The sequence below is a fragment of the Bacillus sp. REN10 genome, assembly GCF_016820555.1.
Lineage (GTDB): Bacteria > Bacillota > Bacilli > Bacillales > Domibacillaceae > Bacillus_CE.
This window is the reverse complement of record NZ_JADHDW010000006.1, coordinates 21,429-43,869: the sequence shown is the minus strand read 5'-3', so window position 1 is coordinate 43,869 and position 22,441 is coordinate 21,429. Positions and strand designations below refer to the sequence as shown.

Sequence of the window (22,441 nt, the reverse complement as noted above, 5' to 3'; positions counted from 1 at the left end):
TTCTTTTTGTTTAACGACTAGCTGAGTCGCTCGACTGTTGTTCTTTTGTCTGTTTGGTTTTTGCTTTTTGTTGAATATTGGCCGGGTCAAGTCCATGTCCGAGTGTACCAAACTTCGTACCTGGAAATGGATCGACTAGCTCGGTTTGATTACTATATATGCGCGGTGTCTTATAAAGAGCCGCTAGTGCCTTCGTCAACGGCATTTCATGATAGCGCTCTGGCCAGCGTTTTTTCAATTCCGCTTTCACGAGCGGATAATATTTAGAACTCATTCCAGGGAATAAATGATGCTCCGTATGGTACGAAAAATTGAAGTGGAGCATATCCACCCATTTTGGAACGGTGACTGTTAAGCTGTTAGCCAATGGATCGTTCACCGATGTCATCGGGTTTAAACGATGGTTCGTTGCAATGTAAGCCATGACAATAAAGTTACCGATTAATAATGGAATGACAAACGCAAACAGCCATTTTAACGGACCGATCAGAAATAGCAGTCCAATCCATGTCGCCCATGGAAGCAGTAGCTGTAGCCAAACGGATACGCGCTTCTGCGGCTTAAATTCCAAAATAAACCGCTTGAACATCCGAAGCGAATGAAACGTAAACGTAATCGCTAAAAACGCCATACCTAAAAATCCACGAAGTGAAGTCGGAAGCTTGTATATGCCCTTTAATAATGGACTTTTGGCAAACTGTTCAATTGTCGGCCATGCATCCGGGTCCTTCTCTTCATCTTGCGTGTGAATATGATGCGTCATGTTATGCCATTTTCTCCATAGACGCGGCCCTGTACTTAACGGAAAAAAAGCAATTCCTCCCGTTAAATCACGTAGCCATGCTTTTCTAACTACGGTTCCATGCAAAATTTCATGACCAAGCAGCCCCATCGAAGCAAAAGAGGAGCCTAAGATCACAGCAATCGGTACATAAAGCCACACAGAGTCAGTCAAGCTAATCGTCATTATTCCTGCAATGACGACTAATAAATGAATGAAACCAGCCCAAAGTCTTTCGGGCGCAGGTTTAAACGCTTGTTTAGGGAGATGCGGCGCCACTCGAGCAGCGTACCAACCAAATGATTGAAGCTCTTTCACTAAACGTCCCTCATTTCAGAATTTTTTTCACACTTCCTCCATATTATCCGAAAAATCAAAATAATAAACTTTATGCTACCACCAGATTTACCCACTTGTCAATGAGAATTATTACCTGATACTAAAATAAGATACCATAAACAGATAATAAAGTGAAAACATCGTTAAATTGTACAGAACGGAAGCGGATGTTCTACAATAAAAAGAAACGACAATTATTGCTAGAAAGGACGAATCATGTGAAAAACCTTTCTCTCTATCGAATCATCATTATCGTCCACATGTCTGTAAAATTTTTCATACAAGTGACGTTATTTCAAAAAAGGCATCGTCACCATTGGACCAGTGACATCAATGACAAGTGGGAAAATTTATTAAAGCGGCAAGCAGCTGAGTATAAGCGTACAGCGTTACGTTTAGAAGGACTTCTCATTAAGCTTGGGCAGTTTTTAAGCACGAGGGCCGACATTATGCCACCTGCCTTTCTAAATGAACTAGAGGATCTGATGGATCGCGTGCCAAGTGTCCCATGGTCTGAAGCAAAAGAAGTGATCGAAAAAGAGTGGAATGCCCCTTATGATGAAGTCGTGATTGAGCTAGATCACGAGCCGGTCGCCTCAGCTTCCATCGGACAAGTGTATCAGGCGCAGCTTCCAAATGGTGCGCAAGTTGCAATTAAAGTGCAGCGTCCAGGTATTGACCGTATTATCTTTACTGACTTTAAAGCGATTAAAATTGTGATGTGGCTGGCAGACCACTTCACCTCACTCGGCAAGCAGATGGATTTGCCTTCGCTTTATCGCGAAATGAAGATGATTATCGGACAAGAATTAGACTTTCGAAAAGAGCTACAAAATGGACTTTATTTTAAGAAGCGCTATGAATCATTTTCAAATGTGGATGTGCCTTTTTACTATGAAGAGTATTCAACTAAAAAAGTACTCGTGATGGAGTGGGTAGAAGGAGCTCGTATAACCGATCTCTCCTTTCTTGAACAGAGCGGTATCCATCGCCAACAGCTAGCGAAACGACTAGTGGATGTCTTTCTTGAACAACTCCTTCAGGAAGGAAAATTTCACGCAGATCCCCATCCAGGGAACTTGCTAATTAAACAAGACGGCACGATTATCCTGATCGATTTCGGAATGGTCGGTGAAATTAACAAAAGCGATGCCGATGATATTCGTCAACTCATTGAAGGCATTATTACGGAAGATTATGATCAAGTGTTGCTAGCACTTGAGCGGTTGCGTTTCCTGCTTCCTTCCGCTGATAAAAATCAATTGAAGAAAGTGCTTATCATGCTGATCGAAACGTATACACAGCAGGATTTAACGTTAATGGATGACTTTATCGTTCAACATTTACTAGAAGATCTTCAAAGCATCGTAAAAAAGCAGCCCATTCAGCTTCCGAGCGAGTTCGCTTTTTTCGGACGAGCACTTTCAACCTTCGTCGGTATTTTATACATTTTAGATCCGAAAATTGATTTGCTCCAAGTCAGTAAGCCATTGGTGTTAAACTGGCTACAAGCCAATACCGAGAAAAGTCCTTCATCGAACCGAATTGCCTTAAACGTATTGAATCAGTCACTGCGGCCACTGCTTTCCATTCCGCGAAAGCTCCAGCAAATGCTAGATGAGCCAAGACAATACCGGGAATGGCAACAAAAGAAGGATGAGCTTGGATTTGAACAAAATTACTTACTATCGAAAAAAAGAGATGCTTTACTGTTCCTGTCGTTAAGCATTGTTTTAACTGCTACGTCCCTCGACATCGGAAAATCTTTATGGATGTATGGCAGCTGTGCCCTCTCCGCATTGAGTTTGATTTATTATGCTGTAAGTCTACGGGCTTACCGTAAATTTATTTTGCGATTACAACAGAAAAATTAATGCAAAAAAAGCCGAGATTCAATCAATCATGTTGAATCTCGGCTTCCTATTATTTTTTCATCATTTCAAATACTTGTTGAACGTCTTTATCGCCGCGGCCAGAAATATTAACGATAATAATTTGATCTGGCTTCATGTCTGGGGCAATTTTGATCGCATGAGCAACGGCATGAGAACTTTCAAGAGCTGGAATAATGCCTTCTGTACGTGATAGTGTTTGGAAGGCATCCAGTACCTCCTGATTGGTTACCGCATAATATTCAGCGCGGCCTGATTCTTTTAACTCACTATGCTCTGGGCCAACTCCTGGATAATCAAGCCCAGCCGCAATTGAATAGGTCGGCTGCGGATTGCCTTCTTCATCCATTAATACAAGACATTTAAAACCTTGCAAGACAGCTGGCTTTCCTTTCGTTAAAGCCGCTGCTTGATCTGGTTCCACTCCAATCAGGCGAACAGATGGCTCTTGTAAATAATGAGCGAATGCTCCGATCGCATTGCTTCCACCACCAACACAAGCAATGACCGCATCTGGCAAACGGCCTTCTTTTTCAAGAATTTGTCGCTTCGATTCCTCGCTGATCACCGAATGGAAATGCTTCACCATCGTTGGATACGGATGGGGACCAACAGCGGAGCCCAACAGATAGAACGTGTCTTTATAATTAACGACAAGGTCATTTAGCGCTTCATCGACTGCATCCTTTAAACGCCCTTGCCCCTTTTCAACAGAAACGACTTTCGCCCCTAATAACTCCATCCGGAACACATTTAATGCTTGGCGGCGAATATCCTCTGCGCCCATATAAATGACGCAATCAATGTCAAACATCGCACAAACAGTGGCTGTTGCCACACCGTGCTGACCAGCACCTGTCTCAGCAATGACTCGCTTTGCTCCCATTTTTTTCGCCAGCAAAATTTGACCCATCACATTATTGATCTTATGTGATCCCGTGTGGTTTAAATCTTCCCGCTTTAAATAGATTTTTGCTCCGCCTAGCTGCTTTGTTAATTGACTGGCATACGTCAGCGGATTCTCACGGCCAACGTATTCTTTTAAATAATATTGAAATTCCTCGATAAACTCTGGATCATCCTTATACTTGTAAAATTGCTCAGCAATATGATTTAATGCCTCTTTCATCTCAGGCGGCACAAAGCTACCACCAAACTGTCCGAAATATCCCTCTTCTAACTGTACTTTACTCATCTCTGTCTCGTCTCCTCTCAATTCCCAAAAAATTATTCTGAAAATTTACTTATTACTATAACAAGATCTCTTTTCTTCGTCAATGACCAAAGAGGGCAGCCCAATCACCTCTGAGCTTCCCCCCTTTTCCCTTACTTATCAAATCGGCGTTTATTGTATACGAAGAAGCAAACAATGCCACTTACGATTGTCCAAATAAGAATATTGAATAGATTCATTTTTATATCTGCAAATGTTCCGTCTTCCATTGCCTTAACCATTCCAACTGCTAAATGATCAGATGGCAAATAAGAAACGATCTTCAATAAGGTTTCATTACTAATCACTTCTTTTAAATTAGGTCCCATCATCATAATAAACATAAATGGCAATCCATAAATGGAGGTTTGTGTCACATTTTCTGAAAATAAACCAATAATTGTTCCGAAGATGGTAAATAGAACGGATGATAACAAAATAACCCCAGCAGTTAACCAAACATTCCTAATCTCTGTTCCTAAAATAAAGAAACATAATCCACAAGTAACGAGCGTCATTATAAATGTTAAGAATGCTTTACCAGTTAAAATCTCTACTGAACTTGCCGGTGACAACATTAGTACACGCAATGTATGCTTTTCTTTCTCCTCAGCAATTAACAAGGATTGAGTGTAACAAGTGACCATCGTTAACAAAATGAGGATTGGCATAGTAGCCGAATCAGGCGTAGAGGCGTGAGCGGTTCGACTGATCAGAAAAGCAAATACTAACGGAAGTGCCACCATAATTAAAATTTGTGAATTGGTCTTTAAATCTTGGTATTCTTTCGTAATGAGTGCTGAAATTCGCTTCATTGATAGATTCATATTAAATTCCTCCCAGTTAATTGAATGAAAATATCCCCTAAGGTTGGCTCGCTCGAATGAATGGAAACAAGTTCTCCTGTTCGAATATACTCTTGGATTTTTGCTCCGCCTGCTTCATCCATTTTTAACTTTTCTTTTTTGTCATTTTTTAACATCACTTCAATTGTGTGGTCTGTGTATTGAAGACGAAGCTGTTTTGGCTCATCCAATGCAACAATTTCTCCATTATTTAAGAAAGCGACACGGTCACATAGCGATTCCGCTTCCTCCATATTATGAGTCGTTAAAAAGATCGTCGTTCCTTCTTCATTTAAACGGCGCAATCCATTGTGAATATGCTGTACGTTCGCTGGGTCTAATGCTGATGTTGGCTCATCTAAAAATAGTAGGTCTGGCTTATGTAGCAATGCTCGTGCTAACGTCACACGTTGCTTCATTCCTTTAGAAAGTTTTTTCACCAGCGTTTTCTTATCATTTAATAGGTTCACTTCCTTTAATACTTCATCGATTCGCAATTGGTTGACATCGTATAATTTTGCAAAGAGAGCTAAGTTATCGTAAATACTCAAGCGTTCATATAAACCACTATTATCCGTTAAAATACCGATGCGTTTTAAATGCTCATGATTCACTTTTTTAATGTCTGTTCCGAAAACCTTTACTTCTCCATTAGAATGAAGCAGCTGAGAAGTGAGGATTTTAACAGTTGTTGTTTTTCCAGATCCGCTCGGGCCGAGAAATCCAAAAATCTCTCCTTTTTTAATAGTAAAGTTGATATTTTTTAAAGCGGCTTTGTTTCCAAATGTTTTCATCAATTGGTTCACTTCAATAATGTGCTCCATCTTTATCGCTCCTTTATGATTTGTTGATGTCTTCATCATAAAAGGAAAATCAAAGTCACACCTTATTTTTCCTATGAACGGATCGAAAAAATGCTGAATGATGCTTATGTATGGTTGAACCCTTCATTTAAGCTGCTCAAATTTTACTACAACCCTAGGATTTCTTTCAATTCATCAAAGCGTGCTTTCGATAAAGGGATGGAACTTTTCTTGTCATCATCAAGAACTAAGCTATAGCTGTTTCTTGTCCATGTAATCACTTCACGCACTCGCTGCAAGTTGACGATATAGGAACGATGGCAGCGAAAGAAACCAAATGCCTTTAGTTTCTCTTCTAAATCATTGAGCGTGAACGAGCAAGGAAAGCTCCCTTCAGATAAATGCAAATGTGAGACCCCTTCTTGGCTTTCTATATAATGAATTTCCGGAGGATCAAATAAGATCACTTTCTCTTTCACCTTCGCTGGAATCTTTTCGAGTTTCATCGGCTTTAAAGTTTCCGCTGGTTCCTCGACCTCTTGATGATGTTCGGATTCTTCCTCATCTACTTCGACCTTTTTCATTCCTTCTTCATTTAACCAATAGACCTCATTCGTTAAAGACAGTGCATCTTCTAAAAAGGACGTTGTGATTAAGATGGCTTTTTGCTCCTTTTGCAATTGTCGAATGACATTTCGAATAATGATGGCACTTTCAATATCAACATTTTGTTCAGGCTCCTCTAACACGACGAAATCATAATTATTTATAATGACCCGCCCAATCTGCAAACGTCTTTTTTCCGAAAAAGTCAGCTTGGCGATTTTCACCTCTTTCTTGTCCAGCAAACCAACCAGTTGAACCACTTCATCAATCGACCGGTCAGATTCCGACACTTTTTGAAAGAAAGCTAAGTACTCTTTCACTTTTAATCTTTCATAAAGACCATCATCCAATAGACAAACACTTATTTCCCGGAAAATATTTAGATCGCCCTTCATATTATTTCCTTTAAAGTACACATGACCTTTTGAGGCCACTTCCTCCCCTAAAATAATTTTTATTAACGTGTTTCCTAAATGTTTGTTACAGTGAATAACGACACATTGACCTTGATCAATTTGAAAGCTAATCGTTGGCAATAAAGTTGTATTTCCTGTTTTTTTCGATAAGCTTTTTACAGATAACAATTGCGTCACAAAACAGCCTCCTTATATGAATTTTTTACCAAATAAAATTTTCAAAAAAAAAGCTGCCCTTAGGCTTATTGCATGGAAATGATCCATATAACAAGTTCCCTAAGGACAGCCCACTACTAATTAATGAAAGACAATGGTTTTATTTCCATGTACAATGACGCGGTCTTCTAAATGCCATTTAACCGCACGCGCAAGCACGCGGCGTTCAATAGACTGGCCAATTTTCTTCAAGCCAGCTACATCGTCACGATGGTTCACTCGCTCGATGTCTTGTTCAATAATTGGACCTTCATCCAGATCATTCGTCACATAGTGTGATGTCGCCCCGATCAGCTTCACTCCGCGTTCATGCGCCCTCTCATACGGTCTCGCACCGATGAAAGCAGGAAGGAAAGAGTGATGGATATTAATAATTTGATTCGGAAAATGACTGACGAAATCCTCTGTTAAAATTTGCATATAACGAGCGAGGACGATGACATCAATTTGATGTTCTTTCAATAGCTGAATTTGCTGCTCTTCCACTTGTTTTCGAATGTCTTTGTTAGCTGGGATATAATAGAATGGGATACCGAGCGCTTCTACCATTTCTCTCGTATTTTCGTGATTGCTAATCACCATAGCAATATCGGTTGGCAGATCGCCGCTTTGCCACTCCCAAAGCAATTCAAGCAAGCAATGAGGCTCTTTAGAAGCAAAGATCGCCATCTTCTTTCGTTCTTCAGCATACGTAAACTGATACTCCATCGCAAACTCAGCTGCTAGCAAGTCAAAATCTTTCTCCATTTGCGCCGCATTGTCCGCTAAATTCGGACGATCAAACTCAATTCGAATGAAGAAGGTGCCACCTTCTGGGTTATTAGAATATTGATTCGACTCAATAATATTCGCTTCGTGATCAAATAAAAATTTAGAAATTGCCGCAACAATTCCCGGACGATCCGGACATTTCACTAACAATCTTCCGCGACTACCTAGCTTCTCTTCTTGAAGTAAAGGTTGTGTCTGCACGTTCGTTTTCATAGTTTGAACCTACCTTTTTGCGATAATTAATTATCCATTATACCGCAATAAAAACAGAATGAAAATAATTTTCTGACACCAATACCGTTATAATTCATATAATTTACATTTATCGTACAAGCTCGTTTTGCTAATTCCTAATAACTTAGCTGCTTCTACTTTATTATTTCCTGTTTTCTGTAGCGCTTGTTCTAAGGCGGATCGCTCTGCTAAAGTTATGGTTTGTCTTAATGGTATGATAGGTCGTTCTTCTCGTTGCGCTGTTTGAGGGACAATAGGCTCTTCCTGTAAGTAAAGTGGTAAGTGATGCAGATGAATGGTCGCACCATCTAACACATTCACTGCTCGCTCTAACACATTGTCTAATTCTCTCACATTTCCAGGCCATGAATGGAGCAATAAACGATTGATTACTTCAGGTGAAATCGCTAATCGCTCGCGGCTAAACGTTTTTGCTAATTTCTTTAATAGCATATGAGCAATTGCCGGCAAATCTTCTGTGCGCTCTTTTAAAGAGGGAATATCAATTTTCATTACGTTAAGCCGATAATAAAGATCTTGGCGAAATTCTCCCTTTCGAACCATTTCTTCTAAGTTTCGATGGGTAGCGGCTATGACACGAACATCAACAGGAATCGATCTTTGACCTCCCACTCTTTCAATCTCTTTTTCCTGCAACACACGAAGTAGCTTGCTTTGCATCGGAAGCGGCATGTCTCCTACTTCATCAAGAAAAATCGTCCCGCGGTGAGCGAGTTCAAATTTACCTTTTTTCCCACCCTTTTTTGCTCCGGTAAACGCGCCTTCTTCATAGCCAAATAATTCTGATTCTAATAATTGTTCAGGAATAGAAGCCGAATTCACTCGCACAAATGGAAAAGCGGCTCGCTGGCTCGTTCCGTGAATGGCATGGGCAAATAATTCCTTTCCCGTACCAGAAGGCCCCATCAACAGCACAGATGATCGACTTGCTGCCACACGCTGGGCTAGTTTTTTCGCTTCTTGAAACTTGTGATTCTCGCCGATTAAGTCATCAAAGCTATACTTGCTTTTCCACTCTTTTTCAAATTTCTTCTTATAGTATTTTAGCTCCTCAAGAAACGGTTGGACTTTCTCAGAATAAGTCATCCAATCCTTAGCATTCCGAAACATAACGGTACCGACGGCTCCAACTAGTTCTCCATTGACATATAAAGGATAGCGATTAGCAATCATTTCATTGCCTTTGATGGGATGAATCGAGGCGATTTCAGGCTGTTCTGTCCCGATAATGAGGTGCATTCTCGTATTTTCGATGACATCACGCACATCTTTCCCTATCGCTTCAGAAACGGTTGTTCCAAGATATTCACAATAGGCTGCATTAATATAAACGATGATGCCTTTACAATCAATTACTACTACCCATTCCGCTGCGATATTAATAATTTCTTCCAACCAGTCATAAGGTAACTTACTGACTAGTTTGTTCATACCGATAGCCCCGTCCTTTCTTTTTTATTATTGCTATCCTTATAATAACAAAAATTGGATTAAAAAAACCTTTCAAATACTGAATCGCTTGAAAGGTTTGTCTTTTTATTGCACGGTATATCCTCCATCGAGAATAACTGCTTGGCCGGTCACTCCCTTTGCCTTATCACTAGCTAAGAAAATAGCATAATCAGCAATTTCCTCCACACTCAGTAATCTTTTCTGTGGAACGAGTGGGTAAATGACTTCTTCTAATACATTTTCTAATGGCACATGTCTCGTTTTGGCCAAATCCTCTAATTGCCCGCGCACAAGCGGCGTGTCCACATACCCTGGACAAAGAGCATTGACTGTTATGCCATGAGCAGCCGTTTCTAACGCAGCTACTTTCGTTAAGCCAATCACACCATGCTTGGCACTGTTATAAGCTGCTTTCCCAGCAAAGCCAACGAGTCCATTAATAGACGCCATATTAATAATTCGGCCAGAACCGTTTTTCTTCATAATCGGCAGCACATGTTTGATGAAAACAAAAGGTGCTGTCAGCATCACTTTGATTAACAGCTCAAATTTTTCTGTTGGAAATTGCTCAAGTGGGGCGACATGCTGTAAGCCAGCATTATTGACTAAAATATCGACTGTTCCAAATTGCTCCACCGCAAATTGAAGACAATCCTGCACTTGCTGCTCATTTGTTACGTCGCAAGCAACCGCTGCTACGTCGAAGTCTTGTGCTTTTAGTTGCTCTGCCGCTGCTGTGGCTGCCTCTTCCTTTAAATCAGCAATGATCACCTTTGCCCCTTCTTTTGCAAAAGCATATGCTACTTCTAAACCAATCCCGCTTGCCGCACCTGTCACTAAGGCTACTTTTCCTGTTAACATCTTTTCATCTCCCTTTACACTAGTCCAGTTAAGCTATACATTGCGATAATAAAGAAGACCGCTACTGTTTTAATGATCGTAATGGCGAAAATATCCCGATAAGATTGACGATGAGTTAAGCCGGTCACTGCTAATAGCGTAATAACTGCTCCGTTGTGAGGCAATGTATCCATGCCTCCAGAAGCCATCGAGATCACACGATGCATCACTTCTGGCGGAATATTAAATTCATTGATAGCAGCCAAGTATTTATCTGCCATTGCGCTCAAAGCAATTCCCATACCACCTGAAGCAGATCCTGTAACACCTGCGAGAGCAGTCGTTGTTACCGCGCCATTAACAAGCGGGTTGGTAAATGTTTCAGAAATTCCTTTACTGATCACCGCAAACCCTGGTAAAGACGAAATCACGCCACCAAACCCATACTCAGCTCCCGTGTTCATCGCGGCTAGCAAAGCTCCCCCAATCGATGCATTGATGCCCGCTTGGAAATTAATCTTTACCTTCTTCCAATTGTATAAAAGCGCTGCAATAATGCCGGTCACTAACGCCATTTGCACAGACCAAATCGCTACAACAGAAGACAATTCTACTTTTCCAAACACCTCTAACCCAATGTCTGCAAAATCAAAGCCATTTGGATACCATTTCGGCAAGGCTTCTGTAAATACTTTATTCATCACCGCCACGAGAATCAGCGGAACAAACGCCAATACTCTTCTAGTGGTAGATTCTTTCTCTTTTGAGATCACATCATTGGTTTCTTCTTCCACAATTTCATTATTAATTCCGTAATAGCCTTCACCGGCATTCACCGCTTTTCGCCGGCGGCTTTCTAGATAAAGCATGCCGACCATAAAAACAAAGATGGCGCCAATAATCCCAAGAGTAGGTGCAGCATAGATATCTGTTTTGAAAAAAGTTGTTGGAATGACATTTTGAATTTGCGGCGTTCCTGGCAACGCGTCCATCGTAAACGTGAACGCCCCAAGTGCAATCGTTCCAGGAATCAATCGCTTCGGAATATCCGCCTCCATAAACAAATTTTTAGCAAATGGATATACGGCAAACACAACTACAAATAAGCTGACACCACTATACGTTAAAATCGCGCACATGAGCACAATCGCTAACATCGCTTGTTTGGCACCAACCCACTGCACAATCGTCTTGGCAATCGACTCAGCAATTCCGGACATTTCAACAACTTTCCCGAAAATCGCTCCTAATAAAAACACTGGAAAATAGAGCTTAATAAACCCGACCATTTTCTCCATAAAGATATTAGAGAAAAACGGAAGAACGAAATTAGGGTCAGTCAACAGCACTGCTAACAGCGCACAAATTGGCGCAAATAAAATAACAGAAAAACCTCGGTACGCAACAAACATTAATAGTCCTAACGCCAATAAAATAATCAATAAATCCATACCTCAACCCCCTTATTTTATAGTCATATTATGTTATACACATGCAAAATCTGTACCAATTCGCGAAAATATGTAAACACTGATCATTGAGAAGCGACTTCTTCCGTTTTTCCGGAATGAGTAAAAAGAATCTTTCCATGATTGCGGAAATTTCCGAAATCACGGAAGACTATTCGGTTATGAACATTCATGCATCAAACGACTCCCGCCCGAATGGATTGCCACACCCCCGCTTATGTTTTATTATCAGAATAGATAGAAATTTTACACAAAAGGGGGAGCGACATGAATATCTTTTCCAAGGAATACGCAAAATCATTGGATCAGCAAGATGAGTTAGCTCATTTTCGTGAGGAATTTTATTTGAAAGAAGGTCGGATTTATCTCGATGGGAACTCGCTTGGGTTGCTGTCCAAACGAGCGGAAAAAGCAGTGCTTGATTTGCTGCACTCATGGAGGGAGTACGGAATTGATGGCTGGACACAAGGAGAGCACCCTTGGTTTTATTTATCGGAATCGCTCAGCGAAAAAATGATGACGCTTACAGGAGCAACTGCGGAAGAAGTGATTGTTACAGGGTCCACCACCGCAAACCTCCATCAATTAGTAGCCACCTTTTATCAGCCAGAAGGAAAGAAAACGAAAATTTTGGCTGATGAACTGACGTTTCCGACTGATATTTACGCATTAAAAAGTCAGCTTCGATTAAGAGGATACGACCCTGACGAACATTTAGTACTCGTAGAAAGTACAGACGGGCATATATTGAAAGAAGAAGATATTATCGCAGCGATGACAGAGGAAGTGGCTTTAATTATTTTGCCGGGTGTGCTCTACCGTAGCGGACAAGTATTAGACATGGAGCAGCTAACAGCAGCCGCTCAAGAACGCGGCATATTGATCGGCTTTGATCTTTGCCATTCGATCGGTTCGATTCCTCATGAATTGAGCAAGTGGGATGTCGACTTTGCTTTCTGGTGTAATTATAAGCACTTAAATGGTGGACCTGGCAGTACAGCCGCACTCTATGTCAATAAAAAGCATTTTGGCCGAGCACCTGGGCTTGCCGGCTGGTTCGGGTCGAAAAAGGAGACACAATTTGATATGACATTGGAGCTAGATCATGCCGAACATGCCGGAGCGTATCAAATAGGGACCCCGCATATTTTAAGTACAGCCCCATTGCTCGGGGCGCTAGATCTGTTTAACGAAGCGGGCATTGATCGCATTCGAAAAAAATCATTGCAGCTGACTAACTATATGATGGAACTAATCGAGCATGAGTTAACGGAATTCAAATTTACAATCGTGAACCCTCGCAATGATCGTCAGCGCGGCGGTCACTTATTTTTGGAGCATGCCGAGGCGGCTCGCATTTGTAAAGCTTTAAAAGATCATGGAGTCATCCCTGATTTTCGAGCCCCTAACGGTATTCGGCTAGCACCGGTTGCTTTATACAATACGTTTGAAGAGGTGTGGGAGACAGTGCAGATTTTAAAAGAAATCATGGAAACCAAGCAATATAAGCAATATAAAAATGAGCGAGATGTGGTGGCGTAATGAGCACTAAGTGGATTGATATTACCCAACCTCTTAACAACCAAATTGCTCATTGGCCAGGTGACACTCCTTTCTCATATGAAATTTCTTATACAAAAGCAGAAACAGGATCCGTCAACATTGGTAAAATGACAACTAGTCTGCATACAGGTACTCATGTCGATTCCCCTTTTCATTTTGATGATCACGGGGAAACAATCCATCAACTAGACGTTGAGATCTTTATTGGAAAAGCACTAGTGATCGATGTGTCTAGCCTAGATTATATTAGCCCACAGCAGTTAGAGGCTTATCGATTAGATGGGACAGAACGGGTGCTGCTACGGACAAACAAGAAAAGCGAACCAACATTATTTCCTGGGAAAATCACTCCCCTCGATCCAGCACTCGGCCCGTTTTTAAAAGAAAGAGGGATTTTTCTGCTCGGAATTGATGTTCCTTCTGTTGATGTATTGGATAGTAAAGAGATGGAAGTTCATCATTCATTCCATAAAAATAACATTCATATATTGGAAAATATTGTACTTGATCATGTTGAACCGGGCTTATATGAGATGATCGCGTTACCACTTTTAATTGAAGGGGCGGACGGTAGTCCTGTGCGCGCCGTTATTCGTCCAATAGAGGAAAGGGGATAAAAACATGACGATGAATGAAAAATCAATTCATACCGATTTTACAAACAACATGACTTACGGAGAATATCTTGGGCTCAATCAGCTACTTAGCGCACAGCATCGGCTTTCCGGGCACCATGACGAAATGCTTTTCATTATTATTCATCAAGTAAGTGAATTATGGATGAAGCTAATCATTCATGAAATGCAGGCCGCGATCGAGCTCATTGAACAAGATGAACTTCAGCCAGCCTTTAAAATGCTGGCTCGCGTATCTAAAATTCAAACGCAAATTATTCAAGCATGGGATGTACTATCTACTTTAACTCCAGCTGAATATATGGAATTTCGCGAAAAGCTCGGTCAAGCTTCCGGCTTTCAATCGTATCAATATCGGCAAATTGAATTTTTGCTTGGCTATAAAACAGCGCATATTTTAACAATTTATCAAAAAGATCAGCCACTTCATGATATATTAGAAAAAGCTTATCATGCGCCGAGCATTTATGATGCAGCGATCGGAGCACTGGCTCGTGCTGGTTTTCCGATTAACCCAGACTTAATCGGCCGTGATTATTCCGTTACTTATACAGGTGATCCAACCGTCGAAGCGGCTTGGCTTGATGTTTATGCAGATGTGGAAACGTATTGGGACCTCTATCAGCTAGCGGAAAAATTGATCGATATTGAAGACTGGCTACAGCAGTGGCGATTCCGCCATATGAAAACCGTTGAACGAATTATCGGCTTTAAAATGGGGACTGGCGGATCATCGGGTGTGCACTATTTGAAAAAAGTGCTCGATCATCGCTTCTTTCCTGAGTTATGGGATTTGCGCACGAAGCTTTAACAGAATAGGAGTGATTTCATGGACAATAAAGAACAATGGTCCTCACGCATCGGATTTATCTTATCGTCAGCAGGAGCAGCGATTGGTTTAGGTGCGATTTGGAAATTCCCATACGTAACCGGACAAAGTGGGGGCGGCGCCTTTCTGCTTCTTTTTATATTATTTACGCTTTTAATTGGCTTACCCATGTTGATTTCAGAATTCATCATTGGTCGCGGCTCTGGAAAAGAAGCGGTCAGCGCCTATAAAAAACTAGCGCCGAGTAGCTTCTGGACGTTGACCGGAAAATTAGGCGTCATCGGTTGCTTTCTATTGCTATCGTTTTATAGCGTCGTTGGTGGTTGGGTGCTTACTTATACGCTCATGTCACTTGGCGGAAAAGTGATTGAAAGTGGTTCCGACTATGGGGCTATGTTCGGGCAGACCATCAGCTCTCCCCTCATTACGATTGGCGGATTAGCTGCTTTTTTACTGATGAATATTATTGTTATTGCCGCTGGGATTCAAAATGGTATTGAAAAAGCGAGCAAGTATATGATGCCGCTATTATTTATATTCTTTATCGTGCTTGTCATCCGTTCGCTTACACTAGAGGGCGCAATGGAAGGCGTTCGCTTTTTCCTACAGCCTGATTTCTCAAAAATTACCGGGGAAGCGGTGTTGTATGCACTTGGACAATCCTTCTTTTCACTTGCCGTTGGATTTTCATGCATGGTCACTTACAGCTCTTATTTAAATAAAAATGTCAGCATCCCTGTATCAGCAGGATCCGTTGCGTTAATGAATATTTTCGTATCGGTCTTAGCAGGGCTTGCTATCTTTCCTGTCGTATTTGCTTTCGGCTTCGAGCCGGCAGAAGGACCAGGGCTGCTCTTTATCGTCTTGCCATCTGTGTTTTCGCAAATGCCATTTGGTGAACTGTTTTTATTCATGTTTTTATTGCTATTCTTGTTTGCTACGTTAACATCATCTTTCAGTTTATTAGAAATTATCGTGGCGGCTTTTATGAAAAATGGAGCCTCAAGAAAAAGGATCACTTGGATCGCCGGTATAACCGTGTTTATCGCGGGTATTCCTGCTGCGCTATCTTCTAGCCTACTTTCAGATGTGAAAGTTTTTGATAAAACGGTCTTTGACGCCACAGATTACCTTGTCAGCAACATCATGCTTCCGCTTGGGAACCTGCTCATCGCCCTATTTATCGCTTGGAAGATGAACCAACAGCTCGTCAAACAAGAATTTATGCTCGGTCAATCACTGACACCAAGCACCTATACCGTTTGGCAACTATTAATGAAGTGGATCGTGCCGTTGACGATCATCGTTGTCTTTTTAAATTCGCTTGGGTTGTTTGGCTGAGGCGTAACACATGATGAGTTTATTAGAGCATGAAACATAACAATGCTGTAGAGGACCTCCTTTTATAAATTAGTAAAATCATATATAAAAGGAGGATTATAATGATAAAAGATGAACAGTTTTTAAAGTACATTCAAGATGAAAAAAAATGTTTTTCCGGTTGGGATTTCTCATTTATTACGGCAACAGGACGTATGCAGAGTGAACTGCTATCTTGGTCTTACGGCAGCATGGCTATACCGCTTGTCCAAAATGCCCATTCCATGCTAGACATGGGCACGGGAGGAGGAGAATTCCTCTCTAAACTAGCTCCTTTTCCACCAAATATGTTTGCTACTGAAAGCTATAAACCTAACATTGCTATTGCCAAACAAAGACTTGAACCATTGGGCGTTAACGTGGTCTCGATCAATGAGGATGCCTACCTTCCTTTTGAAGATCACTTTTTCGATTGCATTCTTAATCAACATGAATCTTTCTCTTCAAAAGAAGTAAGGCGTATTTTAAAAGATAGAGGCATCTTTCTTACTCAGCAAGTAGGCGGTTTCGATTGTTATCAAATAAATGATCATTTCGGCGTCCCTTTGAACGAAGAATATTTAAACTGGAACTTGCAAACAGCTTTAGAGGACTTAAAAAAGAATCACTTTGAAGTTTTAGAATGCAAAGAAGAGTTCCCCGTTCAACGTTTTTATGATATCGGGGCACTTATCTACTATCTAAAAGCGATTCCATGGCAGATTCCCGCATTTACAACCGAACACTACCTTGAACAGTTGTATGAAATTTATCAAATCATCCAGTCTAAAGGATACTTTGACACCAAACAGCATCGTTTTATGATGAAAGCAAGAGCAATATAGGAAAAAGGAGACCTTCAGAAAAAAGAGAAGGTCTCCTTTCTTCTTATAAAATATCCAACCAAATCTTAATCGCTGTTGCCGCAATTAAAATGGCAAGCAACCACTGTAAAACTTTTGTGTTCATTTTTTGGCCTGCTTTTGCGCCAAGTGGTGAAGCGATCACACTGGCAATAATCATAATGATAGCTGGCCAGAAAAGCACTTGACCCGTCATGATTTTACCCGCTGTTGAGCCAATCGAAGAAATGAAAGTAATCGCTAAGGAACTAGCAATCGTCATCCTTGTTGGAATTTTCAATACAACTAGCATAATTGGCACTAAAAGAAAGGCTCCGGCTGCTCCAACAATTCCGGCTCCGATCCCAACAATAAACGCAAGCGTTGCGGCAAGCCAGCCGTTAAATGTGACTTCGCTCATTGGACGGTCATCGAGATTTTTCTTCGGAATAAACATCATAATCGCTGCTAATGCTGCTAGAATCCCGTATACCACATTGATGACTTCCTCTGATAATTGATCAGATCCAAAGCCGCCTAGGAAACTACCAAGGAGAACAGCTCCTCCCATATACATAATTAATCGTTTATTTAAATAATCGCTTTTGCGATACGCCCACACACCTGCAATCGTCGCAAAGAATACTTGAACAGCGCTAATTCCAGATACTTCATGAGCGCTGAATGCAGCAAAACCAAGAAGCGGCGGAATGTATAATAACATCGGATATTTAATGATCGAACCGCCGATGCCGACCATGCCAGAAATAAACGAACCGATAAAACCGATCATAAAGATCAAAAGCCAATACATGAGATCCATTCGGGCCCCTCCCGTACTTAATCAAATTTTTTCTCTTTCGCTCCCCAGAAAAACACACCGATCAGTGAAGCAAGAACAACTAGAATGGGGGCATACATAATTAAAAAATGATGCATGACGATTTCCCTCCTATTTCATTCCTTTTACATATTTGCTGTTAAATAAGAAGAGCTTCAGCAATAAATATAGTGCTGGGATCAGTAATAGTAATCCCGCAATAAAAGCGATGACTAAGTAAATCGCCATTGTCCGATTTGTAAAGCCATCATAAATCGTTAGAACTGGATACAATAAATAGGGATAATGGGAAATTCCATATGCCAAAAAAGCAAGAAAATATTGCATCATCACGGCGGAAAACGCAATTCCATAGGAACGGCGCTTATACAACAATGTAATGGCCAACAAGAAACAAACAAGCGATACGACAAACATCCATGATAGATCCGTCATTCTGGCGAAATGTTCCGGGTTATGCGACCGCAAGGCATAAAAAACGAGAATAGCTGCGGCAATGGATGGCACACTCCAGCCAAGCGCATAACGGCGAACAAGCTGTTCTGCTTTTCGATCCTCTGCCTGATGAGCATAATAAGTTAAAAACGCGGCAGAAATAAAGAGCACGCTAACGAGCGATAAGAGAACGACACTCCAAGAATAAGGGCTGCTCAACAATGCGCCTAAATTTAAATGTACTCCGGAGTCCGTTATATCAAGGAACCCACCTTCTGAAATAGTTAGCACCGTCGTTAAAGAGGCGGGAATCAACACCCCTGTAACGCCATAAAGAAAGCTATACAGTTTGTTATCCTTCGCTCCATATGTTCCAAAGGCATAGTAAGAACCGCGAATAGCCAGCAAAATAATTGAAATGCTGACAGGCACTAATAGAGCTGAACCGAAATAATAAGCGGTTTTCGGAAAGAACCCAACAATGCCGACAAAAAAGAACACAAGAAACACATTCGTTACCTCCCACACAGGGGAAAGATAACGCTGAATGATTTTATGAAGAATGTGTTTTTGCCCTGTCCACTCACTGTACGTACTGAAAAAGCCCGCCCCAAAGTCAATTGAACCAACTATTAAATAACCAAATAAGAAAATCCATAATACGCTGATACCTAGTAACTCAAGAGACATCATTAATTCCCCCTTGCCGCTAGTTCATCTTCTGGAAGGTTCTTTTTAAACATTTTACGAAGAACAGCGATCGAACCGATACCAAGCAAGATGTATAAGATACCAAAAGCGATGAGCATTGTACCTACGTGCGGAGAAGAAGTAGCCCCTTCTATCGTTTTCATATATCCGCGTAAAATCCAAGGCTGGCGTCCCACCTCCGCAAAAATCCAGCCGACTTCAATTGCGATTAACGATAGCGGTCCTGATATCAAAACAGCTCGCATCAGCCATTTATTGTACATATGCTGCGGTTTCCATTTAGATAGCACCGCATACACAAGAGCAATGAATATCAAGAGCATGCCCAATGTCACCATCACATCAAATAAATAATGAACATAGAGCGGCGGGCGTTCATCTTCTGGGAATTCATTGAGCCCTATGACTTCTGTGCTAGGCATATTCCCTGCTAAAATACTCAATGCATAAGGGATTTTAATCGCTCCGCTGACGTTCTGATTTTCATCCACCATTCCAAATAATAACAGCGGCGCTTCTCCTTCTGTTTCAAAATGCCATTCAGCTGCAGCTAGTTTTTCCGGCTGATACTCCGCCAGAAACTTTCCAGATAAATCCCCCACAAGAGCGGTAGCAATCGAGAAAACAAGCGCAGGAATAAGAGTGATACGCAATGCTTTCCGATAATACACATGCTTTCTGCCGCGAAGCAGATGATAGGCAGCCAACGAAGCCAACATAAAGGCCGATGTCATATAAGCAGAAACGAGCACATGGGCCGTTTTTGTTGGAACGGCTGGATTAAACATCGCTTTTAGTGGTTCAATATTGACAATCGCTCCATTTACAATGTCAAATCCTTGCGGTGTATTCATAAAGGCATTGACCGTTGTAATGAAAAAAGCCGACATCGATGAACCGATCACCACTGGAATAAGCAATAACAAATGAATTTTTGGATTTTTAAACCGATCCCACGTATATAAGTAAATGCCTAAAAAGATCGCTTCAAAGAAAAAAGCGAAAGTCTCCATAAACAGTGGCAACGAAATTAATTGCCCAGCTGTCTCCATAAAGGAAGGCCACAACAAGCTTAATTGCAACCCGATGGCGGTTCCAGTCACAACGCCAACCGCCACTGTAATCGTAAATCCACGTGCCCAGCGCCGAGCCAGCAATAAGTAGTGAGGGTCATTGTGCTTTAATCCCATCCACTGTGCCAACGCAATAAACACAGGAACGCCTACACCAATTGTGGCAAATAATATATGAAACCCTAATGTCATCTCTGTTAAAATGCGACTATATAAAACGGCATCATATTCCATTTTTTTACTCCCCCCCTATATAATCATCAAGCTAATAGCACTACCAAATGCAACTAACGCAGCCATCCAAAAATAAACAGTCTCTCTTTTTTGCATATGCACCTCTCCTTTAATCACCGAAAAATAGATTGATTATTTATCACTTCTATTTCAGTATAAAAAGAACAGAACAGCTCATACATAGGGGGGTTCCCCTAACAAAGCAGTAAATATGAAGATTTTTTGAAGGTATTAACTGTAGAAATAGAGGAAACGTTGAAATGGTTGTTGTGACTGACTTCATCCTCTATATGATTGTAAAATGATGTTGCGTATACGAAAAAACGCAAGGCTTCCCTCGCGTTACTGGATATCGGTAAAATAGTTTTTGATTCCGTATTGGATTAGTTCGTGTTTTTGTTTTAACCCTAGTTTGTTCATCATATTTGATTTATGGTTTTCTACTGTTTTAGCGCTAATATGGAGCTTTTCAGCGATCTCTTTATTGGTGTAGCCAAGAACATTTAAACGCAGTACTTCTTGTTCTCTCAAAGTTAGCGGAGAGGAAGGCGTTTCTTTTGCCTTCATCATTTTTTCAATCTGCGCCTCACTCAAGTCCGTACTATAATAATGGCGCCCGTGGTAGACGTGATAAATCGCCTCATACAATTCGCTTCCCTGACTCCTCTTTAAAATATACCCATGTGCCCCTGATTGAATTGCTTTACGAATATACGTTTCTTCATCATGCATCGTTAACAAAACGACTTTAACATTAGGTTGCTGCTGAAGAAGCTGCTTCGTCGTTGTAAACCCATCTAAACCATTGGGCATTGAAATATCCATTAAGACTACATCAGGCTCATTTTGCATCGCCAACACAAGGGCTTCATGACCACCTCCAGCATCGGCTACTACTTCAATATCTTGATAATTCTCTAAAAGTAAGATAATCCCTTTTCTTATTAAATCATGATCATCGACTACCATCACTTTCATTTGCGATTTCCTCGCTTTCATCTATCATTATTGTAGCCATAATTTGTGTGCCTTCTCCTAGTGCTGATTGAATAAAAAAGCGGCCATTTAACTGCTCAATTCGTTCACGCATATGCTCAAGACCAAGCCCGCCTTTTGCTTGTTCCAACTCAAAGCCAACGCCGTCATCATGTATTTCAACCATTAATTGCCTCTGCTCTTTCCGAAGAAATAAATAGACTTGATGGGCTTGCGCATATTTGACTGCATTATGCAAAGCTTCCTGTACGACTCGATACACATTGATTTCCACTGCGGAAGGCAGACGGCCGGTAATATTCGTTTGAAAAGCAACAGATAAAGAGGAGGTCGATTCAACCGACTGAATGAGTGTCTCTAAAGCTGATACTAACCCTAGCCGGTCTAAACTAGTGGGTCTGAGTTGATGCGAGTAGGCTTTAATATCAGACATCGTTCGGTCCAACTCTGCTCGGACCTCGTTTAAATAATCATGGAGACGTTCATCTTCAACTGTTGATTCGATCGCTTGCAGCGCAACAGAAATCGTATAAAGCGACTGACTAACACCATCATGTAGCTCGTGAGCAAGGCGTTTATGTTCTTTTTCTTGAGCTTCAATTAGCTGCTTAATCATCTTCTTTGATAGTCTCACTTCTTCTTCTTTTTGCCGCAATGTTTGATCGCGAAGCACAAGCAAATACTCTTGCTCCTGACTGTTTTGATCTTGATAAATTAAGGCTGTACTCATTTCCACATCCAGCTCATTTCCGTGATAAACAGGCATTTGCGATAAGAAGTAGGGCACTTCATTCCTGGCAATTAAATAGCAGCGATTCTCTCCTTTTGTCACTTTCCGTTCTTGACAATAAGAGCAAAAAGGAACTTTTCCACCAATGTTCCAGCCTGTGAGTCGATGGGCTGCCGGATTCATCAGCAGTATTTCTCGATTTTGATTCATCACAATAATTCCGTCTTGAATATGTTCAAAAATTTGATGCAAATATTTTTGTTCCACAGGATACTGTTCCATCGATTGATGCATT

Annotated in this window: 21 protein-coding genes; 6 read left to right on the top strand and 15 right to left on the bottom strand. The window is 41.1% G+C overall.

Going from position 1 to position 22,441, the window contains the following annotated elements; all coding sequences use genetic code 11:
• Positions 1-10 precede the first annotated feature (10 nt).
• Positions 11-1,099 carry a Delta(10) desaturase DesB gene (gene desB, locus IRB43_RS10530; protein WP_203363441.1) on the bottom strand — a complete coding sequence of 363 codons (1,089 nt, stop codon included), beginning with the start codon at positions 1,097-1,099 and terminating at the stop codon, positions 11-13.
• A gap of 152 nt (positions 1,100-1,251) precedes the next feature.
• Here desB and IRB43_RS10525 point away from each other — a divergent pair, with 152 nt between their 5' ends.
• Entirely contained in the window at positions 1,252-2,994 is a 1,743-nt protein-coding gene (locus IRB43_RS10525; RefSeq protein ID WP_203363440.1) for an AarF/UbiB family protein, read from the top strand.
• A 49-nt stretch (positions 2,995-3,043) separates the two neighbouring features.
• On the opposite strand, the gene trpB is transcribed toward IRB43_RS10525, so the two are convergent.
• The 8 genes from trpB to IRB43_RS10485 form a co-directional block, all read right to left on the bottom strand.
• Positions 3,044-4,207 (bottom strand): tryptophan synthase subunit beta, encoded by a 1,164-nt coding sequence (trpB, locus tag IRB43_RS10520; protein ID WP_203363439.1) that lies wholly within the window; start codon positions 4,205-4,207, stop codon positions 3,044-3,046.
• Positions 4,208-4,338: 131 nt separating this feature from the next.
• Positions 4,339-5,052, bottom strand: a complete 714-nt coding sequence (locus IRB43_RS10515; protein ID WP_203363438.1) for an ABC transporter permease — start codon at positions 5,050-5,052, stop codon at positions 4,339-4,341.
• The gene (locus IRB43_RS10510) at positions 5,049-5,894 is read right to left on the bottom strand and encodes an ABC transporter ATP-binding protein (protein WP_203363437.1); all 846 of its coding nucleotides are present in this window, start codon (positions 5,892-5,894) and stop codon (positions 5,049-5,051) included. Before IRB43_RS10510 ends, IRB43_RS10515 begins: the two co-directional genes overlap by 4 nt.
• Before the next feature lie 146 nt (positions 5,895-6,040).
• Positions 6,041-7,063: a LytTR family transcriptional regulator DNA-binding domain-containing protein gene (locus IRB43_RS10505; RefSeq protein ID WP_238941954.1), complete on the bottom strand. Its 1,023-nt coding sequence runs from the start codon at positions 7,061-7,063 to the stop codon at positions 6,041-6,043.
• 129 nt (positions 7,064-7,192) lie between these two features.
• On the bottom strand, positions 7,193-8,095 hold the full coding sequence (gene purU / locus IRB43_RS10500; RefSeq protein ID WP_203363436.1) for a formyltetrahydrofolate deformylase: 903 nt from the start codon (positions 8,093-8,095) through the stop codon (positions 7,193-7,195).
• A gap of 87 nt (positions 8,096-8,182) precedes the next feature.
• A complete protein-coding gene (locus IRB43_RS10495; RefSeq protein WP_203363435.1) occupies positions 8,183-9,568 on the bottom strand; it encodes a sigma-54 interaction domain-containing protein in 1,386 nt (461 codons plus the stop codon).
• A gap of 105 nt (positions 9,569-9,673) precedes the next feature.
• Positions 9,674-10,450 carry a 3-hydroxybutyrate dehydrogenase gene (locus IRB43_RS10490; RefSeq protein ID WP_203363434.1) on the bottom strand — a complete coding sequence of 259 codons (777 nt, stop codon included), beginning with the start codon at positions 10,448-10,450 and terminating at the stop codon, positions 9,674-9,676.
• Between the two features lie 14 nt (positions 10,451-10,464).
• Positions 10,465-11,880, bottom strand: coding sequence for a GntP family permease (locus tag IRB43_RS10485; RefSeq protein WP_203363433.1), 1,416 nt, complete (start codon positions 11,878-11,880; stop codon positions 10,465-10,467).
• Positions 11,881-12,165: 285 nt separating this feature from the next.
• On the opposite strand from IRB43_RS10485, the gene kynU reads away from it, so the two are divergent.
• The 5 genes from kynU (at position 12,166) to IRB43_RS10460 (ending at position 17,129) form a co-directional block, all read left to right on the top strand.
• The gene (gene kynU / locus IRB43_RS10480) at positions 12,166-13,440 is read left to right on the top strand and encodes a kynureninase (protein WP_203363432.1); all 1,275 of its coding nucleotides are present in this window, start codon (positions 12,166-12,168) and stop codon (positions 13,438-13,440) included.
• Complete coding sequence (gene kynB / locus IRB43_RS10475; RefSeq protein WP_203363431.1) at positions 13,440-14,078, top strand: arylformamidase; 639 nt, start codon at positions 13,440-13,442, stop codon at positions 14,076-14,078. Before kynU ends, kynB begins: the two co-directional genes overlap by 1 nt.
• Before the next feature lie 4 nt (positions 14,079-14,082).
• Positions 14,083-14,907, top strand: coding sequence for a tryptophan 2,3-dioxygenase (kynA, locus tag IRB43_RS10470; protein WP_203363430.1), 825 nt, complete (start codon positions 14,083-14,085; stop codon positions 14,905-14,907).
• Positions 14,908-14,925: 18 nt separating this feature from the next.
• On the top strand, positions 14,926-16,266 hold the full coding sequence (locus IRB43_RS10465; protein ID WP_203363429.1) for a sodium-dependent transporter: 1,341 nt from the start codon (positions 14,926-14,928) through the stop codon (positions 16,264-16,266).
• A 101-nt stretch (positions 16,267-16,367) separates the two neighbouring features.
• Entirely contained in the window at positions 16,368-17,129 is a 762-nt protein-coding gene (locus IRB43_RS10460) for a class I SAM-dependent methyltransferase (protein ID WP_203363428.1), read from the top strand.
• 43 nt (positions 17,130-17,172) lie between these two features.
• On the opposite strand, the gene IRB43_RS10455 is transcribed toward IRB43_RS10460, so the two are convergent.
• From IRB43_RS10455 to IRB43_RS10435, 6 genes are all read right to left on the bottom strand, one after another.
• Positions 17,173-17,949 (bottom strand): sulfite exporter TauE/SafE family protein, encoded by a 777-nt coding sequence (locus IRB43_RS10455; protein ID WP_203363427.1) that lies wholly within the window; start codon positions 17,947-17,949, stop codon positions 17,173-17,175.
• A gap of 17 nt (positions 17,950-17,966) precedes the next feature.
• A complete protein-coding gene (gene cydS, locus IRB43_RS18225) occupies positions 17,967-18,065 on the bottom strand; it encodes a cytochrome bd oxidase small subunit CydS family protein (RefSeq protein WP_481748137.1) in 99 nt (32 codons plus the stop codon).
• A 13-nt stretch (positions 18,066-18,078) separates the two neighbouring features.
• The gene (locus IRB43_RS10450) at positions 18,079-19,092 is read right to left on the bottom strand and encodes a cytochrome d ubiquinol oxidase subunit II (protein WP_203363426.1); all 1,014 of its coding nucleotides are present in this window, start codon (positions 19,090-19,092) and stop codon (positions 18,079-18,081) included.
• Between the two features lie 2 nt (positions 19,093-19,094).
• Positions 19,095-20,420, bottom strand: a complete 1,326-nt coding sequence (locus tag IRB43_RS10445; RefSeq protein ID WP_203363425.1) for a cytochrome ubiquinol oxidase subunit I — start codon at positions 20,418-20,420, stop codon at positions 19,095-19,097.
• Between the two features lie 342 nt (positions 20,421-20,762).
• Positions 20,763-21,398 (bottom strand): response regulator, encoded by a 636-nt coding sequence (locus IRB43_RS10440; RefSeq protein WP_203363424.1) that lies wholly within the window; start codon positions 21,396-21,398, stop codon positions 20,763-20,765.
• Positions 21,376-22,428 (bottom strand): sensor histidine kinase, encoded by a 1,053-nt coding sequence (locus IRB43_RS10435; RefSeq protein ID WP_203363536.1) that lies wholly within the window; start codon positions 22,426-22,428, stop codon positions 21,376-21,378. The genes IRB43_RS10440 and IRB43_RS10435 overlap by 23 nt, the downstream gene beginning before the upstream one ends.
• Between the last annotated feature and the right edge of the window lie 13 nt (positions 22,429-22,441).